The sequence below is a fragment of the Polymorphospora rubra genome (assembly GCF_018324255.1).
GTDB lineage: Bacteria > Actinomycetota > Actinomycetes > Mycobacteriales > Micromonosporaceae > Polymorphospora > Polymorphospora rubra.
This window is the reverse complement of the sequence record NZ_AP023359.1, coordinates 901,104-916,952: the sequence shown is the minus strand read 5'-3', so window position 1 is coordinate 916,952 and position 15,849 is coordinate 901,104. Positions and strand designations below refer to the sequence as shown.

The window sequence follows — 15,849 nt, the reverse complement described above, 5'->3', positions numbered from 1 at the left end:
GCATCGACAGCGGCATCGGAGGCGACGGGCCGGCCTATCGGGGCGGATGAATTGTCGGGATTGGCGGTGGGTGATGCCTCGACCACAGGAAGAGGTGAGCGAACCCGACCCGGCCGGGGCCCGTGCGACGATGTCGGGCGTGACTTCCACCGGTCCCGCTCCGATCGTGCTCGTGCTCGGCGACGAGGAGCTGCTCGCCAACCGTGCGGTCGCCCAGACCGTCACCGACGCCCGGGCGGTCGACCCCAATCTCGACGTACGGGAGTACGAGGCCGGCTCGGTCGCGCCCGGCGAGGTGGCCGAGATGCTCAGCCCGTCGTTGTTCGGCGGACGGCGGGTGCTGGTCCTGCGGGCCGGGCAGGACGCCCGCAAGGACCTGGTGACGGTCCTGCTCGCGTACGCCAAGAACCCCGATCCCGAGGTCACCCTCGTGGTCACCCACCTCGGCGCGGCCAAGGGAAAGGCGTTCGCCGACGGGCTGCGCGCCGCCGGTGCGGCCGTCGTTCCGGTGCCCAAGGTCAAGAAAGAGAAGGAGCGGATCGCGTTCGTCCGTGACGAGATCCGGCGCGGCGGTGGGCGCTGCACCGAGGAAGCCGCCGAGGCACTTGTCGCCGCAGTCGGCAACGACCTGCGCGAGCTGGCCGCCGCCTGCTCGCAACTGCTGGCCGACACCGACGGTCGGATCGGTGCCGACACCGTGGCCCGCTACTACCGGGGGCGCGCCGAGGTGAGCGGGTTCACCGTCGCCGACGCGGCGATGGTCGGCGATGTCGCCGCCGCGCTCGAAGCACTGCGGTGGGCCCTGCACGTCGGGGTCGATCCGGTGCCGATCGCCGACGCCATCGCCGACGGGGTCCGTACGGTGGCCAGGGTCGTCTCGGCCGGCCGGGGCAGCTCCTACCAGATGGCGAGCAGTCTCGGCATGCCGCCGTGGAAGGTCGAACGGGCCCAGCGTCAGGGGCGCGGGTGGAGCCCGGAAGGGCTCGCCGACGCGATGCGGGCCGCCGCCGAGTGCAACGCCGCCGTCAAGGGCGGTGCCGACGACCGTGCGTACGCCCTCGAACGGGCGGTCTTCGCGGTCGCCGCCGCCCGGCACGGAAGCGGGGGGCGATGACGGCCGACCTACCGGCCGACCACTCGGCGAACCGCACCGAGACGCGGCCCCTCTACGCCCGGCTGCTCTTCCTGAAGCACCTCAACCCCAGCGGGGCACTGTGCTTCTGCTTCTTCGAGGGTGCGATTGCGCTCGGCCTCCTGCTCGCGCTCGCCGAACTGGTGTCCCCTTGGGTGGTGCCCGTACTGCCGCTGGTCGTCGCCGCCATGGTGAAGCTCAACGACGTCGTCGCCGGGGCGGTCGTCCGGTCCGCGGAGGGGGTGCCGGCCCGCGAACGGGCCCGCTTCCGCCAGGAACGGGGTTCGGCGGTGGGCCGGGCCACCGTCGCGGGAACAGAAGCCGCCCGGTCCGGCCCGGTGACCGGCAAGGTGTCGATGGACAGCGTCCGGACCGGCGGCGCAGCGGGCGGCACCGAACCCCCTGCGACGGAGCCGGCCGATGTCACATTCGGTGGACCCGGAAGGTCGACGGTCGAAGGTTCCGTCCGGTCCGGCGACGAACCGGCCCGGCGCCCCGAGCGGGCGAACGCGGGCGGGCAGCAGGCCGGCGGCTCAGTTCCGGCGGTTTCGCAACCGGTGGCGCGAGCGGGAGACGACGGCCACGAGACGGCGATCGACGAGCGGGGACGTGGCGGCACGGCGCCCGGCGGGAGCGGTCGATACCTCGCCGAGCCGCCGGCGATCGGGCGTGCCGGTGCCGGTCCGTACGCGGTCAACATGCACCCGACCGAGCCGCTGGAGTACCGGCCGGCACAGTCGTGGCCGGCCGGTATCGAGGAACCCGACACCGCGGAGCAGCGGGCGCGTCAGTCCGGCAGCCACCGCTACGAATAGCCAGGGAGGGCGCTTCGCGGGAGTGGGGGCTGACGTGCCAGGTGCAGCATGATAGGCGCCGACCGGATCGGAAACCGGTCGGCGCCTGTCGAAGCTTGCGGGTGCGTCGAACCCGTCAGGCGGCGGCGGAGACCGAGTTCAGACGCTTGGCGATGGCCGACTTGCGGTTCGCCGCCTGGTTCTTGTGGATGACACCCTTGCTCGCGGCCTTGTCGAGCTGGCGCGAGGCGTCGAGCAGGAGCGCGGTCGCCTTCTCGGTCTCGCCAGCCTCGGTCGCCTCGTGGAACTTGCGGATGGCGGTCTTCAGCGACGACTTGACCGACTTGTTACGCACCCGGCGCTTCTCGTTCTGCCGGTTGCGCTTGATCTGGGACTTGATGTTCGCCACGCGACAGCCTCGTCCTGGTAGTTCGGGTTGGTTGACTCGGGCGTAGGCGACAATCGTCAGCGACAACCGCGACCGTTACATGATCGACATTCGAGGTTGTTGCAGCATTCATCGCCACACGCGAAGAGCCAGGTTACCAGGTGGCCCGGCGACGAGCCAAAACGCCCCGACCCGGGCCGGGGACACGGCCCGCCGGCACGGGCGAGCGCTGGTCGGCCGCCCGGGCCGGTCAGCGCCAACCCTGGCGGGCGGCCAGCCAGTCCAGCGCGGTCTCACCGCTCCACAGCTGGTGGGGCGCAGGTGCTCGGACGCGCCGGTGGGCGCGGCGGCCGCCCGGCTCAGCCAGTAGCCGCAGAGCGCGGCGAGGGCCGCGTCGAGGGCCTGCGGCGGTGCGTCCCGGCCGGTCGGATGCCCGACGAAGAGTGCGTCGGCGTCCAGGCCACTGGCGTACGCGGTGACCAGCAGCGTCGCCGTGTCGAACCAGGCGGGCCCGTGACACAGCCAGTTCCAGTCGACGAACCACGCCGCGCCCCGGCCGTCGATGAGCACGTTGTCGAGACGCAGGTCACCGTGCAGGAGCCCGGGGGCGGTCAGCAGGTCGGGCAGGCGCTGTTCGAGCGCGGCGAGTTCCTCGACCAGCGGGCGGGCGTACGGCGGGGTGGTAACGGGCAGCGGCTCCCGGCCGGTAGCGATCTCCTGCCACCAGGACAGGTCGTTGCGGGCCAGGTCGGCCATTGCGGGCAGTCCGACGGTCACCAGTTCGGCCGGTGGCTCGCGCAGGGCGGTGGCGGCGGTCGCCCAGGCGGCGAGCGTGGCGTCGAGGTCGGCCGGCCGCCAGGGCAGTGCCGGCACCTGCCCGTCGACCGCGTCGAAACAGACCACGAAGTGTCCGGCGGTGGTCAGCGTCCAACGGGGGCGGGGCGCGGCCACCGCCGGCGGCAGCAGGGCGGCCACGGCCGCCTCGTGGGCGTACCAGTCGCTGAGGTGGCGCTGGTCGACCAGGTCGGCGGCCTTGACGAAGACCCGGTCCCCGCCGGCGAGGTCGAGGACGGCGGCGAACCCGCGGGTGAATCCGCCGGTCGCCGGGGCGGCCCAGGTGACCTGGGCGCCGAGCCGCGCGGTGATCGCGGTCCGCAGGTCCGCCGGCAGGTCCGCCCACCCTGGACGGACGGCGGTCGCGCCGTACGGCACCGGGGGCAGGGAGGTGACACGCATGGCAACCATTCTGCCCGCCCGGTACCCGTCGACCCGGTCGCCGAATGTCCCGCCACGACACACCGGCCTGGCAGACTCGCTCGTCATGAGCGAGCGAGTTGGCGGACCCGGCACTGCCGGCGGCGGCCGGGCGGGGAACGGGGGGCGGTCGTGAACACCGAGCAGTTCTGGGCCGCGGTCGACCTGGCCCGGCGCGGCCCGGCCGGATCCTCCGCACCGGGCGGGCCGTCCGGTGCGGAGGTCGACGCCGCGCCGGCCGAGGTGGCGGCCCGGCTGGTCGACGTTCTGGCCACCGGCGCACCGGAGGCGATCGTGGCGTGGGACCGGCACCTGGAACGGGTGCTGACCGCGTCGGCGAAGGTCGACCTGTGGGCGACCGCCTACCTGATCAACGGTGGCTGCTCCGACGAGGGGTTCGACCACTTCCGGGGGTGGCTGGTCGCCCAGGGGCGGCGGACGCTGGCCGACGCGGTGGCCGATCCGGATTCGCTGGCCGGGGTGCCGGCGGTGCGGCGGGCCGCGTCGACCGGGGCGGAGCTGGGCTGCGTGGAGATCCTCCGCGCGGCCGGCGTGGCCTACCGCCGGGTGGCCGGTGCGGACCTGCCCCGGTCGGGTGCCGGGCCGGCGCGCCCCGGGTTCGACGACTTCTGGGACTTCGACGACGAGGACGAGATCCGGCGGCGGCTGCCCCGCCTGGCCGCACTCTTCACCGAGCCACCGGAGGAGTGATCCGGGGCCGCCCGAGGAGTGATCCGACCGTGCGTCGGCGGGCATGGGAACATAGGGGGTGGCCGGCACCCGTGCCGGCCGTTGCCGACGGCGAGTCGGCAATCGGCGAGACAGCGACCAGACCCGACCGACATCCAGACCCGACCGAGTCACCAAGACCAGACCGAGTCACCCAGACCCGACCAGACCACGCAACGAGAACGGACGCCCGTGCCACCGACGCCCGACCCCGGCGCGAACACCCCTGGTGCCACCGACCCGGCCCGCATCAGGAACTTCTGCATCATCGCGCACATCGACCACGGTAAGTCCACGCTGGCCGACCGGATGCTCCAGCTCACCGAGGTCGTCGACCCCCGGCAGATGCGCGCGCAGTACCTCGACCGGATGGACATCGAGCGCGAGCGCGGCATCACGATCAAGAGCCAGGCGGTCCGGATGCCGTGGACCATCCGCGAGGGTGACCGCGCGGGCGAGACCGCCGTCCTCAACATGATCGACACGCCGGGTCACGTCGACTTCACGTACGAGGTGTCGCGCTCGCTGGCCGCCTGCGAAGGGGCCATCCTGCTGGTCGACGCCGCGCAGGGCATCGAGGCGCAGACGCTGGCCAACCTCTACCTGGCGCTCGAGAACGACCTGCACATCATCCCGGTGCTCAACAAGATCGACCTGCCGGCGGCGCAGCCCGACAAGTTCGCCGAGGAGTTGGCGCACCTGATCGGCGGCCAGCCGGAGGACTGCATCCGGGTGTCGGGCAAGACCGGTGAGGGGGTGCCGCACCTGCTCGACGAGATCGTGCGGCAGTTCGTCCCGCCGGTCGGCGTCGCCGACGCGCCGGCCCGCGCGATGATCTTCGACTCGGTCTACGACGTCTACCGGGGCGTGGTCACCTACATCCGGGTCATCGACGGGAAGATCGAGGCCCGCGAGCGGATCAAGATGATGTCGACCGGCGCGGTGCACGAGCTGCTGGAGATCGGGGTGATCTCGCCCGAGATGGTCAAGGGCGGGGCGCTCGGGGTCGGCGAGGTCGGCTACCTGATCACCGGGGTGAAGGACGTCCGCCAGTCCCGGGTCGGTGACACGGTCACCATCAGCTCGCGGCCGGCGACGGAGCCGCTGGGTGGCTACAAGGACCCGAAGCCGATGGTCTACTCCGGGCTCTACCCGATCGACGGCTCCGACTACCCGGCGTTGCGGGACGCGCTCGACAAGCTGAAGCTCAACGACGCGGCGCTCGCCTACGAGCCGGAGACCAGTGCCGCGCTGGGCTTCGGCTTCCGCTGCGGCTTCCTCGGCCTGCTCCACCTGGAGATCATTGCCGAGCGGCTGGAGCGCGAGTTCAACCTCGACCTGATCTCCACCGCGCCGAACGTCGTCTACCGGGTGGTCACCGAGGAGGGCGACGAGGTTACGGTGACCAACCCGAGCGAATACCCGACCCGCAAGATCGCCGAGGTCTACGAGCCGGTGGTCCGGGCGACGGTGCTGACCCCCAACGACTACGTCGGCGCCGTGATGGAGCTGTGCCAGGGACGGCGGGGCAGCCTGCTCGGCATGGACTACCTGTCGGCCGACCGGGTCGAGCTGCGCTACACGCTGCCGCTCGCCGAGATCATCTTCGACTTCTTCGACCAGCTCAAGAGCCGTACGAAGGGGTACGCCAGCCTCGACTACGAGCCCTCCGGGGAGCAGCGGTCCGACCTGGTCAAGGTCGACATCCTGCTGCACGGCGAGCCGGTCGACGCGTTCAGCGCGATCGTGCACAAGGACAAGGCCTACAACTACGGCACGACGATCGCCGCGAAGCTGCAGAAGCTGATCCCCCGGCAGCAGTTCGAGGTGCCGATCCAGGCGGCGATCGGCAGCCGGGTGATCGCCCGCGAGACCATCCGGGCGATCCGCAAGGACGTGCTCTCCAAGTGCTACGGCGGTGACATCACCCGTAAGCGCAAGCTGCTGGAGAAGCAGAAGGAAGGCAAGAAGCGGATGAAGATGGTCGGCCGGGTGGAGGTGCCGCAGGAGGCGTTCATCGCCGCGCTGTCCACCTCCGACGGCGGCGACGGCGGCAAGGGCGGCGGCAAGAAGTGATCCCGCGGGCGTACGGGCCGCAGGCCCGGTTCTGCCCGCGGTGCGCCGCAGCCCTGCCGGCCGCCCCGCCTACCGCGTGCGTCGGGTGCGGCTACCAGCTCTTCGTCAACGCCCGTCCGACGGTGGGTCTGATCGTGCTGGACGGCGACCGGTTCCTGGCCCTGCGCCGGGCCGCCGAACCAGGGGCCGGCCGCTGGGAGACGCCCGGCGGCTTCTGCGACGGCGCGGAGCATCCGGCCGCCGCCGCGGTGCGCGAGGGGCGCGAGGAACTGGGCGTCGAGGTCACTGTCGGCGACTTCGTCGGCATGTACGTCGGCAGCTACGACTTCCAGGGCGAGGCGCTGCCCGTACTCGACTGTTTCTTCCTCGCGTCGATCGGGAACGGCGCGGTGAAGCTGGACCCGGCGGAGTCTTCCGAGCTGGCCTGGTTCGCTCTGCACACACCGCCTGAGCTGGCATTTTCGACGATGGACGCGGCAATCCGGGACGCTGCCCGGATGGTCCGGTGATCAGCCGGTTTGGATGTTCGAGGGGTCGGGAACTACACGTCACGACGACGTGAAACCGATCCCCTCGAAGGAGGCGACCATGACGGTCACCGGAATTATCACCGCTCTCATCGTCGGTCTGATCATCGGCGCGCTCGGCCGTCTGGTCGTACCGGGGCGCCAGAGCATCCCGATCTGGCTCACGATGCTCATCGGTGTCGGCGCGGCACTGCTCGGTACCGTGATCGCGCGGGCCGCCGGCATCGCCACCTCGACCGCCGGGATCGACTGGGCGGAGTTGCTGGTCCAGGTGGTGCTCGCCGCGATCGGTGTCGCGCTGGTGTCCGGAATGGGTGGCGGTCGCCGACGCGTGACCCGTTGACGATCTGCGGCTCGCCGCGATAACGCGATAAATCGAAGCGTGGAGGCGCCAGGCCGGTCGGCCTGGCGCCTCCACGTTGCTGCCCGGCGCCCGGCGTGAAGTGGCCCGGACCACCCCCTGTCGTAAAGGAAATTTTCCTACTAGGGTGCGGCGGGGAAGGTAAATGCCGGGTACGGGAGGGTGTCGTGAAGAAGTGGAGAGGGCCGGTCGCCGCCGTGGTGGCCTCGGCCGCGATGCTGCTCACCGCGTGTGGTGGTGGCGGTGACGAGGCGGCCGACACCAGCAAGCTCACGGTCTGGATGATGGGTGAGGGCAGCGAGGCCCAGACCGCGTTCCTCGCCGAGGTCGAGGCGGAATTCCAGCAGAAGCACCCCGACACCGACGTGGTGGTGCAGTACATCCCGTGGCTCGAGGCGCCGAAGAAATTCCAGGCCGCCCTCGCCGGCGGGGAGGGGCCGGACGTCACCGAACTCGGCAACACCGAGACGCAGGGCTGGGCGGCGCAGGAGGCGCTGGCCGACATCAGCGACCGGATGGCCGGCTGGGCCGAGGGCAGGGACATCCTGCCCGACCTGGTGAAGAACGCCCAGCTCGAGGGCAAGCAGTACGGCGTGCCATGGTACGCCGGCGTCCGCGGCATCTACTACCGCACCGACTGGTTCGCCGAGGCCGGCATCAACACCCCACCGACGACCTGGGAGGAGTTGCTCGCCGCCGGCAAGGCGGTGCAGGCCAAGCGTCCCGACGCCTACGGCATCGCCCTGCCCGGCAACTCCGAGCTGCCCTTCTACTCGTTCCTGTGGGCTGCCGGCGGCGAGATCGCCACCGGCAGCGGCACCAGCTGGAAGTCCGGCTACACCAGCCCGGAGGCGCAGTCCGCGGTGAAGTTCTGGACCGAGATGGTCACCGTTCACAAGATCGCCCCGCCGGCCGCCGCCGGGTGGAACGAGGTCGACGCCCGTACCCAGTTCGCCACCGGGAAGGCGGCGATGGCGTTCGCCGGCAGCTGGCAGCAGGGTGCGATCAAGAAGGACAACCCGGACATCGAAAAGGTGTGGGGCACCTTCCCGATCCCCGGCCCGAACGGCCAGCCGGCGCCCGCGTTCGCCGGCGGCTCGGACATCGCGATCTGGGAGGACAGCAAGGTCAAGGACCTGGCCTGGGACTACACCACGATCCTGCTGAACAAGAAGAATGCCCAGAAGTTCGCCGACAGCGTGGGCTTCTTCCCGGTCTACCAGGACCTCGTGGGCAGCGAGAAGTACGCCGGCGACAAGATCATGGCTGCCTTCGCCACCACGATGAAGAGCACCAAGCTGACCCCGATGACGCCCAAGTGGGTCGAGGTCAGCCGGAACCGGACGGTCACCCAGGCCATGAACAGCTCAATCATGAAGGGGCAGAAGACGGTCGAACAGGCCACCGCCGATGCCGCCGCCGAGATGGAAAGCATCCTCAACGCACAGTGACGACGCTGACCAAGGCACCCGAGAGCGCCGCCGGCCGGGAGACCCCCGTCCGGCGGCGCCGCCGGCTGGACCACGTTCCCTACCTGCTGTTGCTGCCCTGCGCGCTGGTCATCGGCGTACTGCTGCTCTGGCCGTTGGGCCAGGTCGTGGTGATGTCGCTGTACGACCTGGACAGCGTCCGCCAGGTACGCGGCGAGCGCGAGTGGCCGTGGGCCGGGCTGGGCAACTACGCCGAGATCCTCGGCGATCCGTTCTTCCGTACGGTGTTGCGCAACACCGTGCTCTTCGCGGCCGCGAACGTGGTCCTCACGATGATCCTGGGGACCCTGGTCGGCCTGCTGCTCAACCGGCTCGGCCGGCGGATGGCGACCTTCGTCGGCAGTTGCGTGATGCTGGCCTGGGCCACCCCGGCGCTGACCGGTGCGATCGTCTGGAAATGGATCTTCGACGACACCAGCGGCCTGGTCACCTGGTTCTTCAACGCGCTGCCCGACGGCCTGTCCGGGGCTCTCTTCGGCCGGGCCAACTGGACCGGCTACGGCTGGTTCAACGACCCGCTGCTGTTCTTCGCCATCCTCACCCTGGTCGTGGTCTGGCACTCGTTCCCGTTCATCGCGGTCAGTGTGCTGGCCGGCCTGAAGAGTGTGCCGAGTGAACTGCACGAGGCCGCCCGGGTCGACGGTGCGGGCCCCTGGCGGGTCTTCTGGTCGGTCACCTCTCCGCTGCTGCGGCCGGTCTTCGGCATCCTGGTGGTGCTGTCGACCATCTGGGACTTCAAGGTCTTCACGCAGCAGTACGCGCTGGCCGGCGGCACCCAGGACCGGTCGACGTACATGCTGAGCATCTACTCGTACGCCACGGCCTTCTCGCCCCCGCCCAAGTACGGCCTGGGCTCCGCGGCCGCCGTCATCCTCACGCTGATCCTGCTGGTCGTCACCGGGTTCTACATCCGGGCCCTGCTCAAGCAGGAGGAGCTGTGAAGCGCGCCGTCCTGAACGCGACCGGTCTGCTGGTCGCGCTGTTCGCGGTCTTCCCGGTCTTCTGGATGATCTCGACGTCGTTCAAGCCCAACCGGGAGATCTTCTCGTCGACGCCGCAGCCGGTGCCGCGCGAGCCGACGCTGCAGCACTACCGGGAGATCCTCACCGGCAACCTCATCCCGGGTGTCACCTTCACCGACTTCTTCGTCAACAGCCTGCTGGTCGCGGCCGCCACGGTGCTGGTCAGTGGGCTGATCGCACTGCTGGCGGCGACGGCGGTGGCGCGATTCCGGTTCCGACTCCGGACGTCATTCCTGATCATGCTGCTGGTGGTGCAGATGATCCCGCTGGAGGCGCTGGTCATCCCGCTGTTCTTCATGATCCAGCGGCTCGGGCTCTACAACACCCTGCCGAGCCTGATCCTGACGTACATCGGGTTCTCGCTGCCGTTCGCGGTGTGGATGCTGCGCGGGTTCGTGGCGGCCGTACCGAAGGAACTGGAGGAGGCCGCCGCCATCGACGGGGCGAACCGGGCCCAGACGTTCTGGCGGATCCTGCTGCCGCTGGTCGCGCCCGGCCTGGTGGCGACCAGCATCTTCTCGTTCATCGTCGCGTGGAACGAGCTGATCTTCGCGTTGACCTTCATCAACGACCAGAGCCGCTACACCCTGCCGGTGGCGATGACGTTCTTCTTCGGCCGTGACGACACCGCCTGGGGATCGGTCATGGCCGCGTCGACCCTGCTCACGCTGCCGGTGATGATCTTCTTCATCGCGGTGCAGCGGCGGATTGTATCCGGGCTGGTGGCCGGCGCCGTCAAGGGCTGACCGGCCGAGGTGAGCCGTACGGTGGTCTGGGCCTGCTTGCCGACGAAGGCCTTGCGGATCTGCACGTAGCCGGCCTCCTCCAGGGTGGTCAGCTGCTCGGACAGGGCCGAGTCGGACAGGCCGACACTGTCGCGGACGTATCTGAACTCGGCCCATTCGGTGGTCCCGAGCAGGCTGACGATCGACAGCCCAGTGCGTGCACGCCGAACGCGACCCCGAGCCCGATGGCCACCAGGCCGAGCGTCAGGCCGGTGATATGGATCGCCGAACGGGGCCGGACATGCGGAGAGCCCCCGCCGCGGATGCGGCGGGGGCTCTCGACGTCGAACGGATCAGCGCAGCCAGGGGATGCTGCGGTCGAGCAGACCGCGCTCCTTCAGCTCCTTGCGCAGCGGGATCTCGTCGTCGACGTACCCGTTCCAGTTGATGCCCCAGTAGTTGGCGGTGTGCGTGCCCTCGCCGAGCAGCTGCCGCTGGACCGGGGTGCGGTTCTGGTACCACTCACCGGCCAGGTCGGGGTGCAGTTCGTCGAGCGGCCGGATCCACCGGTAGGTGTAGCCGACGAAGAGCATCTTGCGGGTGATGTTCGACAGGTTCGTCGACCGCGAGTGCCACTGGCGGCGGTCGAAGATGAACGCGTCACCCGGGTTGGCGGTGATCTCCACGGTCCCCTCGGGGTCCGGGTTGTGCACCGTCAGGTCGGTCGGCCGGGGCAGCGAGTTCCACAGGTGGCTGCCCGGGATGACCTTGGTGGCGCCCCGGCCGTTCTCCGACAGGTCGGAGAGGACGTACGCGACCTTGAGCGAGAACATGGGCCGCGGCAGGTTCGGGTCCATGGTCTCCGGGTCGGAGTTCTGCCGGTAGCCGTCCTGGTGCCAGCCCCAGTACGGCTTCTCCGGCTCCAGCGCCGGCGGCGTCACGTCGAGGTGGTTGTGGTGGGTGTAGATGTTCCACCCGGCCAGGCCCCACATGTACGGGAACGCGATCGGGTGGGTGAGGAGTTGACCGAAGAGCTCGTCGCGCTCCAGGAAGCCCAGCAGGTGCAGCGTGCCGTCCTTGGTGGTGTTGCCGGCCGCCTTCTCCTCCGCGTAGACACGGTCGACAGCCGCCTCCAGCGCGGCGCGGTGATCCTCCGTCAGCACGTTGCGCAGCAACAGGAATCCCTGCTCGTGGAATTCCTTGCGGTCGACGTCACTGATCGGTTCGTACCCGGTCCGGCCACCGTAATCGAACACGGCGTTCATTCCCTCCGCCTAGCGAAGCCTTTCGGCACAGGCTGCCGATCGTAACCCCAGGGTCGAGCACCGGCATCGGGCCGAATGGCACTGTTTCCCCGACTCGGGCCAATCTCTTACGCGAAGAGAGCGTGCGATTACTTTGTGTTGCTGGGCGTTGTTGATCGTTCGGGATAAAGAACCATTTGCCGGATTGTGCGGTGACTGTAGGTCAACAAGACTCACCTTTTCCGACCGGTCAGGAGTCGCCGAAGACCTCGGCCACGACCTCTCCCGCGCCGGCCGTCCCGTCGATGCGCGACCACTCGCCCTCGTCGGCAGTCCACTCCCGGTCGCCGAAACGCACCCGCTTCACACCGTGGTCACCCGCGTGCGACACCAGCCAGTGCGCATAGCGCCAGCCCACCTGGCTGTCGGCGGCCGCCACCGTCAGGCCGAGCAGCTCCGCCGGGCTCGCCGTCTGCACCTGCCCCCAGTCCAGCAGAAGGCCGTCGACGAGGCCCGCCGCCGCCGCGTTGCCGCGTACGGCCGGCTCCCGGCCCACGGTGCAGGCCACCGCACCACTCGCCTTGCCCACCAGGGCACTGGCCAGCAGCTGCGACTCGTCCTTCCACTGCTCGTACAGCTCCGGGAACGCCGAGCGCTGGACCGCCTGCGCGGCCTCGGTGACCCGCATGTCCTCCCAGCCGCGCACCTTCTTCAGACCGGCGTAGAACTTCGTCGCCGCGTAGCGGGGGTCACGGATCTGCTCCGGGGTGCCCCAACCCTGACTCGGCCGCTGCTGGAACAGCCCGATGGAGTCGCGGTCGCCGCCCGCCAGGTTCTCCAGCTTCGACTCCTGGAACGCGGTGGCCAGCGCCACCACCACCGCCTCCTCGGACATGCCCATCGTCACGCCGACCGCCGAGATGGTCGCCGCGTTGGCCATCTGCTCCGGATTGAGGGTCAGGTTGCCGGCCGCACCGGCGGGCAGTTGGTCGGCCGGCGCCGCGACGGTGCAGCTGCGCGCCGGCCGGGGCAGCGGTATGTCGATACCGAAGTCGGTCCTGCCCAGATAGACACCAAGTCCAGCGACCGCCGCCAGTGCCACGAAACCGCCCACCGCTGCCCGAGTACGCACCGTCACCCCCTGTTGAGTCGTCGCCAAGCGTACGTCCGGTTCTGCGGTGTGCCGCGCTTCGTGGGCGGTATGGCGCTATCCGGGGAGTCCGGCCGGGCGGAGGTTGGTGGCCCGCAACCCATTCAGGTCTGTGGAAGCCAGGCCGGGGACCGCTTTTCCCGGAAGGCGCGCACACCCTCACGCCCCTCGTCGGACAGGAAATAGCCGGTCGACAGTGCGGAAAGCTCCGCCGCCTCATCACGGACGGTAGTCGTTTCCCGGCTGCGGAGCAGCTCTTTCGTTCCGGCGAGGGCCCGCGGGCCGCCCCGTACCAGCGCCGCGCAGTAGTCGCCGACCACCTCGTCGAGGGTGTCCGCCGGCACCGCCCGGGTCACCAGCCCCACCTCGGCGGCCCGGCGCCCGTCGAAGGTCCCGCCGGTCAGGTACAGCTCGGCGGCCGCGCGGGGCGCCAGCCGGCGCAGCACGGTCGCCGAGATCACCGCCGGGACCACCCCGATCCGCACCTCGGTGAAGGCGAAGGTCGCCGTCTCCGCGCAGACCGCGATGTCGGCCGCCGCCACCAACCCCAGTCCGCCGGCGCGCGCCGCACCGCCCACCCGGGCCACCACCGGCTTCGGGCACTCCCAGAGCGCGGCCAGCACGTCACCCAGCATCCCGGCCGGCACCGTGCCGCTGTCGTACGCCGCGGCGGTCTCCTTCAGGTCGGCACCCGAGCAGAAGACCGGGCCGGTGTGCGAGAGCACCACCACCCGGACCGTGTCGTCGGCCACGGCCGCGTCGAGCGCCCGGAGCAGTTCGGTCATCAGCGGGGTGGACAGCGCGTTGCGGTTGGGCGGGCTGTCCAGCGTCAGCATCGTCACACCGGCGCGGGTGGTGACCCGGACGAGCGCGTCGTCGGCAGTAGGCATGCGGGCACACTAGTCGCATGCCAGGCGAACTTCCCGATGGACAACCCGTGCCCGCCGACGGGTCGCTGCCGCCCGCCGCCCTCGCCGCGGTCGGCCGCCAGGGGTTCGGCGTGTACGTACACGTCCCCTTCTGTGCCAGCCGGTGCGGTTACTGCGACTTCAACACGTACACCGCGCAGGAACTGGGCGGCGGGGTGCGCCGGGAGACGTACGCCGACAGCGTGCTGGCGGAGCTGGACCTCGCCGCCCGGGTGCTCGGCGACAGCCCGCCGGCCCGGGTCGACACCGTCTTCGTCGGCGGTGGCACCCCGACCCTGCTGCCGGCCGACGACCTGGCCCGGATCCTGGAGCGGATCGACGCCACCTGGGGGCTGGCGCCGGACGTCGAGGTCACTACCGAGGCCAACCCGGAGTCGGTGACCCCGGAGTCGCTCAAGACGCTGCGGGCCGCCGGCTACACCCGGATCTCGCTGGGCATGCAGTCGGCCGCCCCCGGCGTGCTCGCCGTGCTCGACCGCCGGCACACCGCCGGTCGGGCCACCGCCGCGGTCGCCGAGGCCCGCGACGCCGGCTTCGACCACGTCAACCTGGACCTGATCTACGGCACGCCGGGGGAGAGCGCCGACGACTTCGCCGCGTCGCTCGCCGCCGTGGTGGCCGCCGGGGTCGACCACGTGAGCGCGTACGCGCTGATCGTGGAGGACGGCACCCGGCTGGCCGCCCGGATGGGGCGCGGCGAGCTGCCGTACCCGTCGGACGACGTGGCGGCCGACCGCTACCTGGCCGCCGAGACCGCCCTCGGCGCGGCCGGCTTCTCCTGGTACGAGGTGTCGAACTGGGCGACGTCGGCGGCCGCCCGCTGCCGGCACAACCTGCTCTACTGGACCGGCGGCGACTGGTGGGGGCTCGGGCCGGGGGCACACAGCCACGTCGGCGGGGTGCGCTGGTGGAACGTCAAGCACCCGTCGGCGTACGCGGCCCGGCTGGCCGCCGGCGCGTCGCCCGGACAGGGCCGCGAGCTGCTGTCGGGGGCCGACCGGCACACCGAGGACGTCATGCTCCGGCTCCGGCTGGCGACCGGCCTGCCGCTGGCGGTGCTCGACGATCCGGGCCGGGCGGCGGCCCGACGGGCGCACGCCGACGGGCTGCTGGACGGCGCGGCGTACACGGCGGGCCGGGCGGTGCTGACGCTGCGCGGCCGGTTGCTCGCCGACGCGGTCGTACGCGACCTGCTGCCCTGAGGCCGGAACCCGGACGGACCCGGCGCGTCCGGAGACGCCGGTGGGCCCGGCACGCGTGCCGGGCCCACCGTGAACGTGCGGGGGTTACTTGATCCAGTTGGGCGACATCGGGTACTTGTACAGCTGCCCCTCGTTGGCCTTCATGCCGGCCAGGATCCCGAAGATGAGCTGGATCGCGAAGACGATCACGCTCGGGATGAAGAGCAGGCACCAGCTCACGAAGATCAGCAGGAAGGCGATTCCCGACCAGAGGATCTGGAAGTTGAGCGCGGCCACCGCGTGCGCGCGCACCGCCGGCGACTGCTGGCCCTTGGCCAGGTAGGCGATCAGCGGGCCGACGAAGCCCAGCGAACCGAAGCTGATCAGCGCGCCGAGCGCGCCGCCGAAGTGGGCGACCAGGGCCCACGTCTTGTCGTCGTTGCTGGCGTAGCCGGCGGGCGCCGGCCCACCGCCGTAGTAGCCGCCCTGGGGCGGGTAGCCACCGCCCTGCGGCGGGTAGCCGCCACCGGGCGGGGGGTAGCCCTGGCCGGGCGGCGGGTAGCCGCCGGCACCCGAGGTGGGCGGCGGGTAGCCACCCGCTCCGGAGGTGGGCGGCGGGTAGCCGCCGGCGCCGGAACTCGGCGGCGGGTAGGCGCCGCCGCCGGACGCGGGTTGGTCGTACTGCGGGTTGTTCTGCTTCGAAAGGTCCGGCGCGCCGTACTGCTGTCCGGCGGGCGGCGGGAAGCCGGGGGAGGGCGCCTCGCCCGGCACGGAGTAGGACCCGGGGAGAGAGGCGCTGTCGGGTCCGGTGGTACCGAGCCGGGGTGCCGTCTCCCGGAGGGCGAGG

16 protein-coding genes and 1 pseudogene are annotated in these 15,849 nt (G+C 70.9%); 10 read left to right on the top strand and 7 right to left on the bottom strand.

Annotation, left to right across the window (positions count from 1 at the left end; translation table 11 throughout):
• The first annotated feature begins 130 nt into the window (after positions 1–130).
• Together holA and Prubr_RS38115 are read left to right on the top strand one after the other, a co-directional pair.
• Positions 131–1,114, top strand: a complete 984-nt coding sequence (gene holA, locus Prubr_RS04060) for a DNA polymerase III subunit delta (RefSeq protein WP_212827444.1) — start codon at positions 131–133, stop codon at positions 1,112–1,114.
• Entirely contained in the window at positions 1,111–1,947 is an 837-nt protein-coding gene (locus Prubr_RS38115) for a hypothetical protein (RefSeq protein ID WP_212821781.1), read from the top strand. The genes holA and Prubr_RS38115 overlap by 4 nt, the downstream gene beginning before the upstream one ends.
• Positions 1,948–2,062: 115 nt before the next feature.
• On the opposite strand, the gene rpsT is transcribed toward Prubr_RS38115, so the two are convergent.
• Together rpsT and Prubr_RS04045 are read right to left on the bottom strand one after the other, a co-directional pair.
• Complete coding sequence (gene rpsT, locus Prubr_RS04050) at positions 2,063–2,335, bottom strand: 30S ribosomal protein S20 (RefSeq protein ID WP_212821780.1); 273 nt, start codon at positions 2,333–2,335, stop codon at positions 2,063–2,065.
• Between the two features lie 108 nt (positions 2,336–2,443).
• Positions 2,444–3,550, bottom strand: coding sequence for a phosphotransferase (locus Prubr_RS04045; protein ID WP_343221595.1), 1,107 nt, complete (start codon positions 3,548–3,550; stop codon positions 2,444–2,446).
• Between the two features lie 150 nt (positions 3,551–3,700).
• Between Prubr_RS04045 and Prubr_RS04040 the strand changes: the two genes are divergently transcribed.
• The 7 genes from Prubr_RS04040 to Prubr_RS04010 all read left to right on the top strand — a co-directional run bounded on the left by Prubr_RS04040 (position 3,701) and on the right by Prubr_RS04010 (position 10,519).
• Positions 3,701–4,279, top strand: coding sequence for a DUF4240 domain-containing protein (locus tag Prubr_RS04040; protein ID WP_212821779.1), 579 nt, complete (start codon positions 3,701–3,703; stop codon positions 4,277–4,279).
• Between the two features lie 210 nt (positions 4,280–4,489).
• The gene (gene lepA / locus Prubr_RS04035) at positions 4,490–6,373 is read left to right on the top strand and encodes a translation elongation factor 4 (RefSeq protein ID WP_212821778.1); all 1,884 of its coding nucleotides are present in this window, start codon (positions 4,490–4,492) and stop codon (positions 6,371–6,373) included.
• On the top strand, positions 6,370–6,882 hold the full coding sequence (locus tag Prubr_RS04030; RefSeq protein ID WP_212821776.1) for an NUDIX hydrolase: 513 nt from the start codon (positions 6,370–6,372) through the stop codon (positions 6,880–6,882). Before lepA ends, Prubr_RS04030 begins: the two co-directional genes overlap by 4 nt.
• 79 nt (positions 6,883–6,961) lie before the next feature.
• Positions 6,962–7,243 (top strand): GlsB/YeaQ/YmgE family stress response membrane protein, encoded by a 282-nt coding sequence (locus Prubr_RS04025; protein WP_212821775.1) that lies wholly within the window; start codon positions 6,962–6,964, stop codon positions 7,241–7,243.
• A gap of 185 nt (positions 7,244–7,428) precedes the next feature.
• Complete coding sequence (locus Prubr_RS04020; RefSeq protein WP_212821774.1) at positions 7,429–8,712, top strand: sugar ABC transporter substrate-binding protein; 1,284 nt, start codon at positions 7,429–7,431, stop codon at positions 8,710–8,712.
• Complete coding sequence (locus Prubr_RS04015; RefSeq protein ID WP_212821772.1) at positions 8,709–9,692, top strand: carbohydrate ABC transporter permease; 984 nt, start codon at positions 8,709–8,711, stop codon at positions 9,690–9,692. Before Prubr_RS04020 ends, Prubr_RS04015 begins: the two co-directional genes overlap by 4 nt.
• Complete coding sequence (locus Prubr_RS04010) at positions 9,689–10,519, top strand: carbohydrate ABC transporter permease (RefSeq protein ID WP_212821771.1); 831 nt, start codon at positions 9,689–9,691, stop codon at positions 10,517–10,519. Before Prubr_RS04015 ends, Prubr_RS04010 begins: the two co-directional genes overlap by 4 nt.
• Positions 10,520–10,575: 56 nt before the next feature.
• Here the strand turns inward: Prubr_RS04010 and Prubr_RS36635 are convergent.
• The 4 genes and pseudogenes from Prubr_RS36635 to Prubr_RS03990 all read right to left on the bottom strand — a co-directional run.
• Positions 10,576–10,692: pseudogene (locus Prubr_RS36635) on the bottom strand (transcriptional regulator); the annotation flags it as partial.
• Between the two features lie 159 nt (positions 10,693–10,851).
• Positions 10,852–11,763, bottom strand: coding sequence for a phytanoyl-CoA dioxygenase family protein (locus Prubr_RS04000; RefSeq protein ID WP_212821770.1), 912 nt, complete (start codon positions 11,761–11,763; stop codon positions 10,852–10,854).
• A 229-nt stretch (positions 11,764–11,992) separates the two neighbouring features.
• Positions 11,993–12,880: a hypothetical protein gene (locus Prubr_RS03995; RefSeq protein WP_212821769.1), complete on the bottom strand. Its 888-nt coding sequence runs from the start codon at positions 12,878–12,880 to the stop codon at positions 11,993–11,995.
• A 116-nt stretch (positions 12,881–12,996) separates the two neighbouring features.
• Positions 12,997–13,782, bottom strand: a complete 786-nt coding sequence (locus tag Prubr_RS03990) for an enoyl-CoA hydratase-related protein (RefSeq protein WP_212821768.1) — start codon at positions 13,780–13,782, stop codon at positions 12,997–12,999.
• A gap of 17 nt (positions 13,783–13,799) precedes the next feature.
• Here Prubr_RS03990 and hemW point away from each other — a divergent pair, with 17 nt between their 5' ends.
• Positions 13,800–15,023, top strand: coding sequence for a radical SAM family heme chaperone HemW (hemW, locus tag Prubr_RS03985; RefSeq protein ID WP_212821767.1), 1,224 nt, complete (start codon positions 13,800–13,802; stop codon positions 15,021–15,023).
• Between the two features lie 84 nt (positions 15,024–15,107).
• On the opposite strand, the gene Prubr_RS03980 is transcribed toward hemW, so the two are convergent.
• A complete protein-coding gene (locus Prubr_RS03980; protein WP_212821766.1) occupies positions 15,108–15,773 on the bottom strand; it encodes a DUF4870 domain-containing protein in 666 nt (221 codons plus the stop codon).
• Positions 15,774–15,849: the final 76 nt, after the last annotated feature.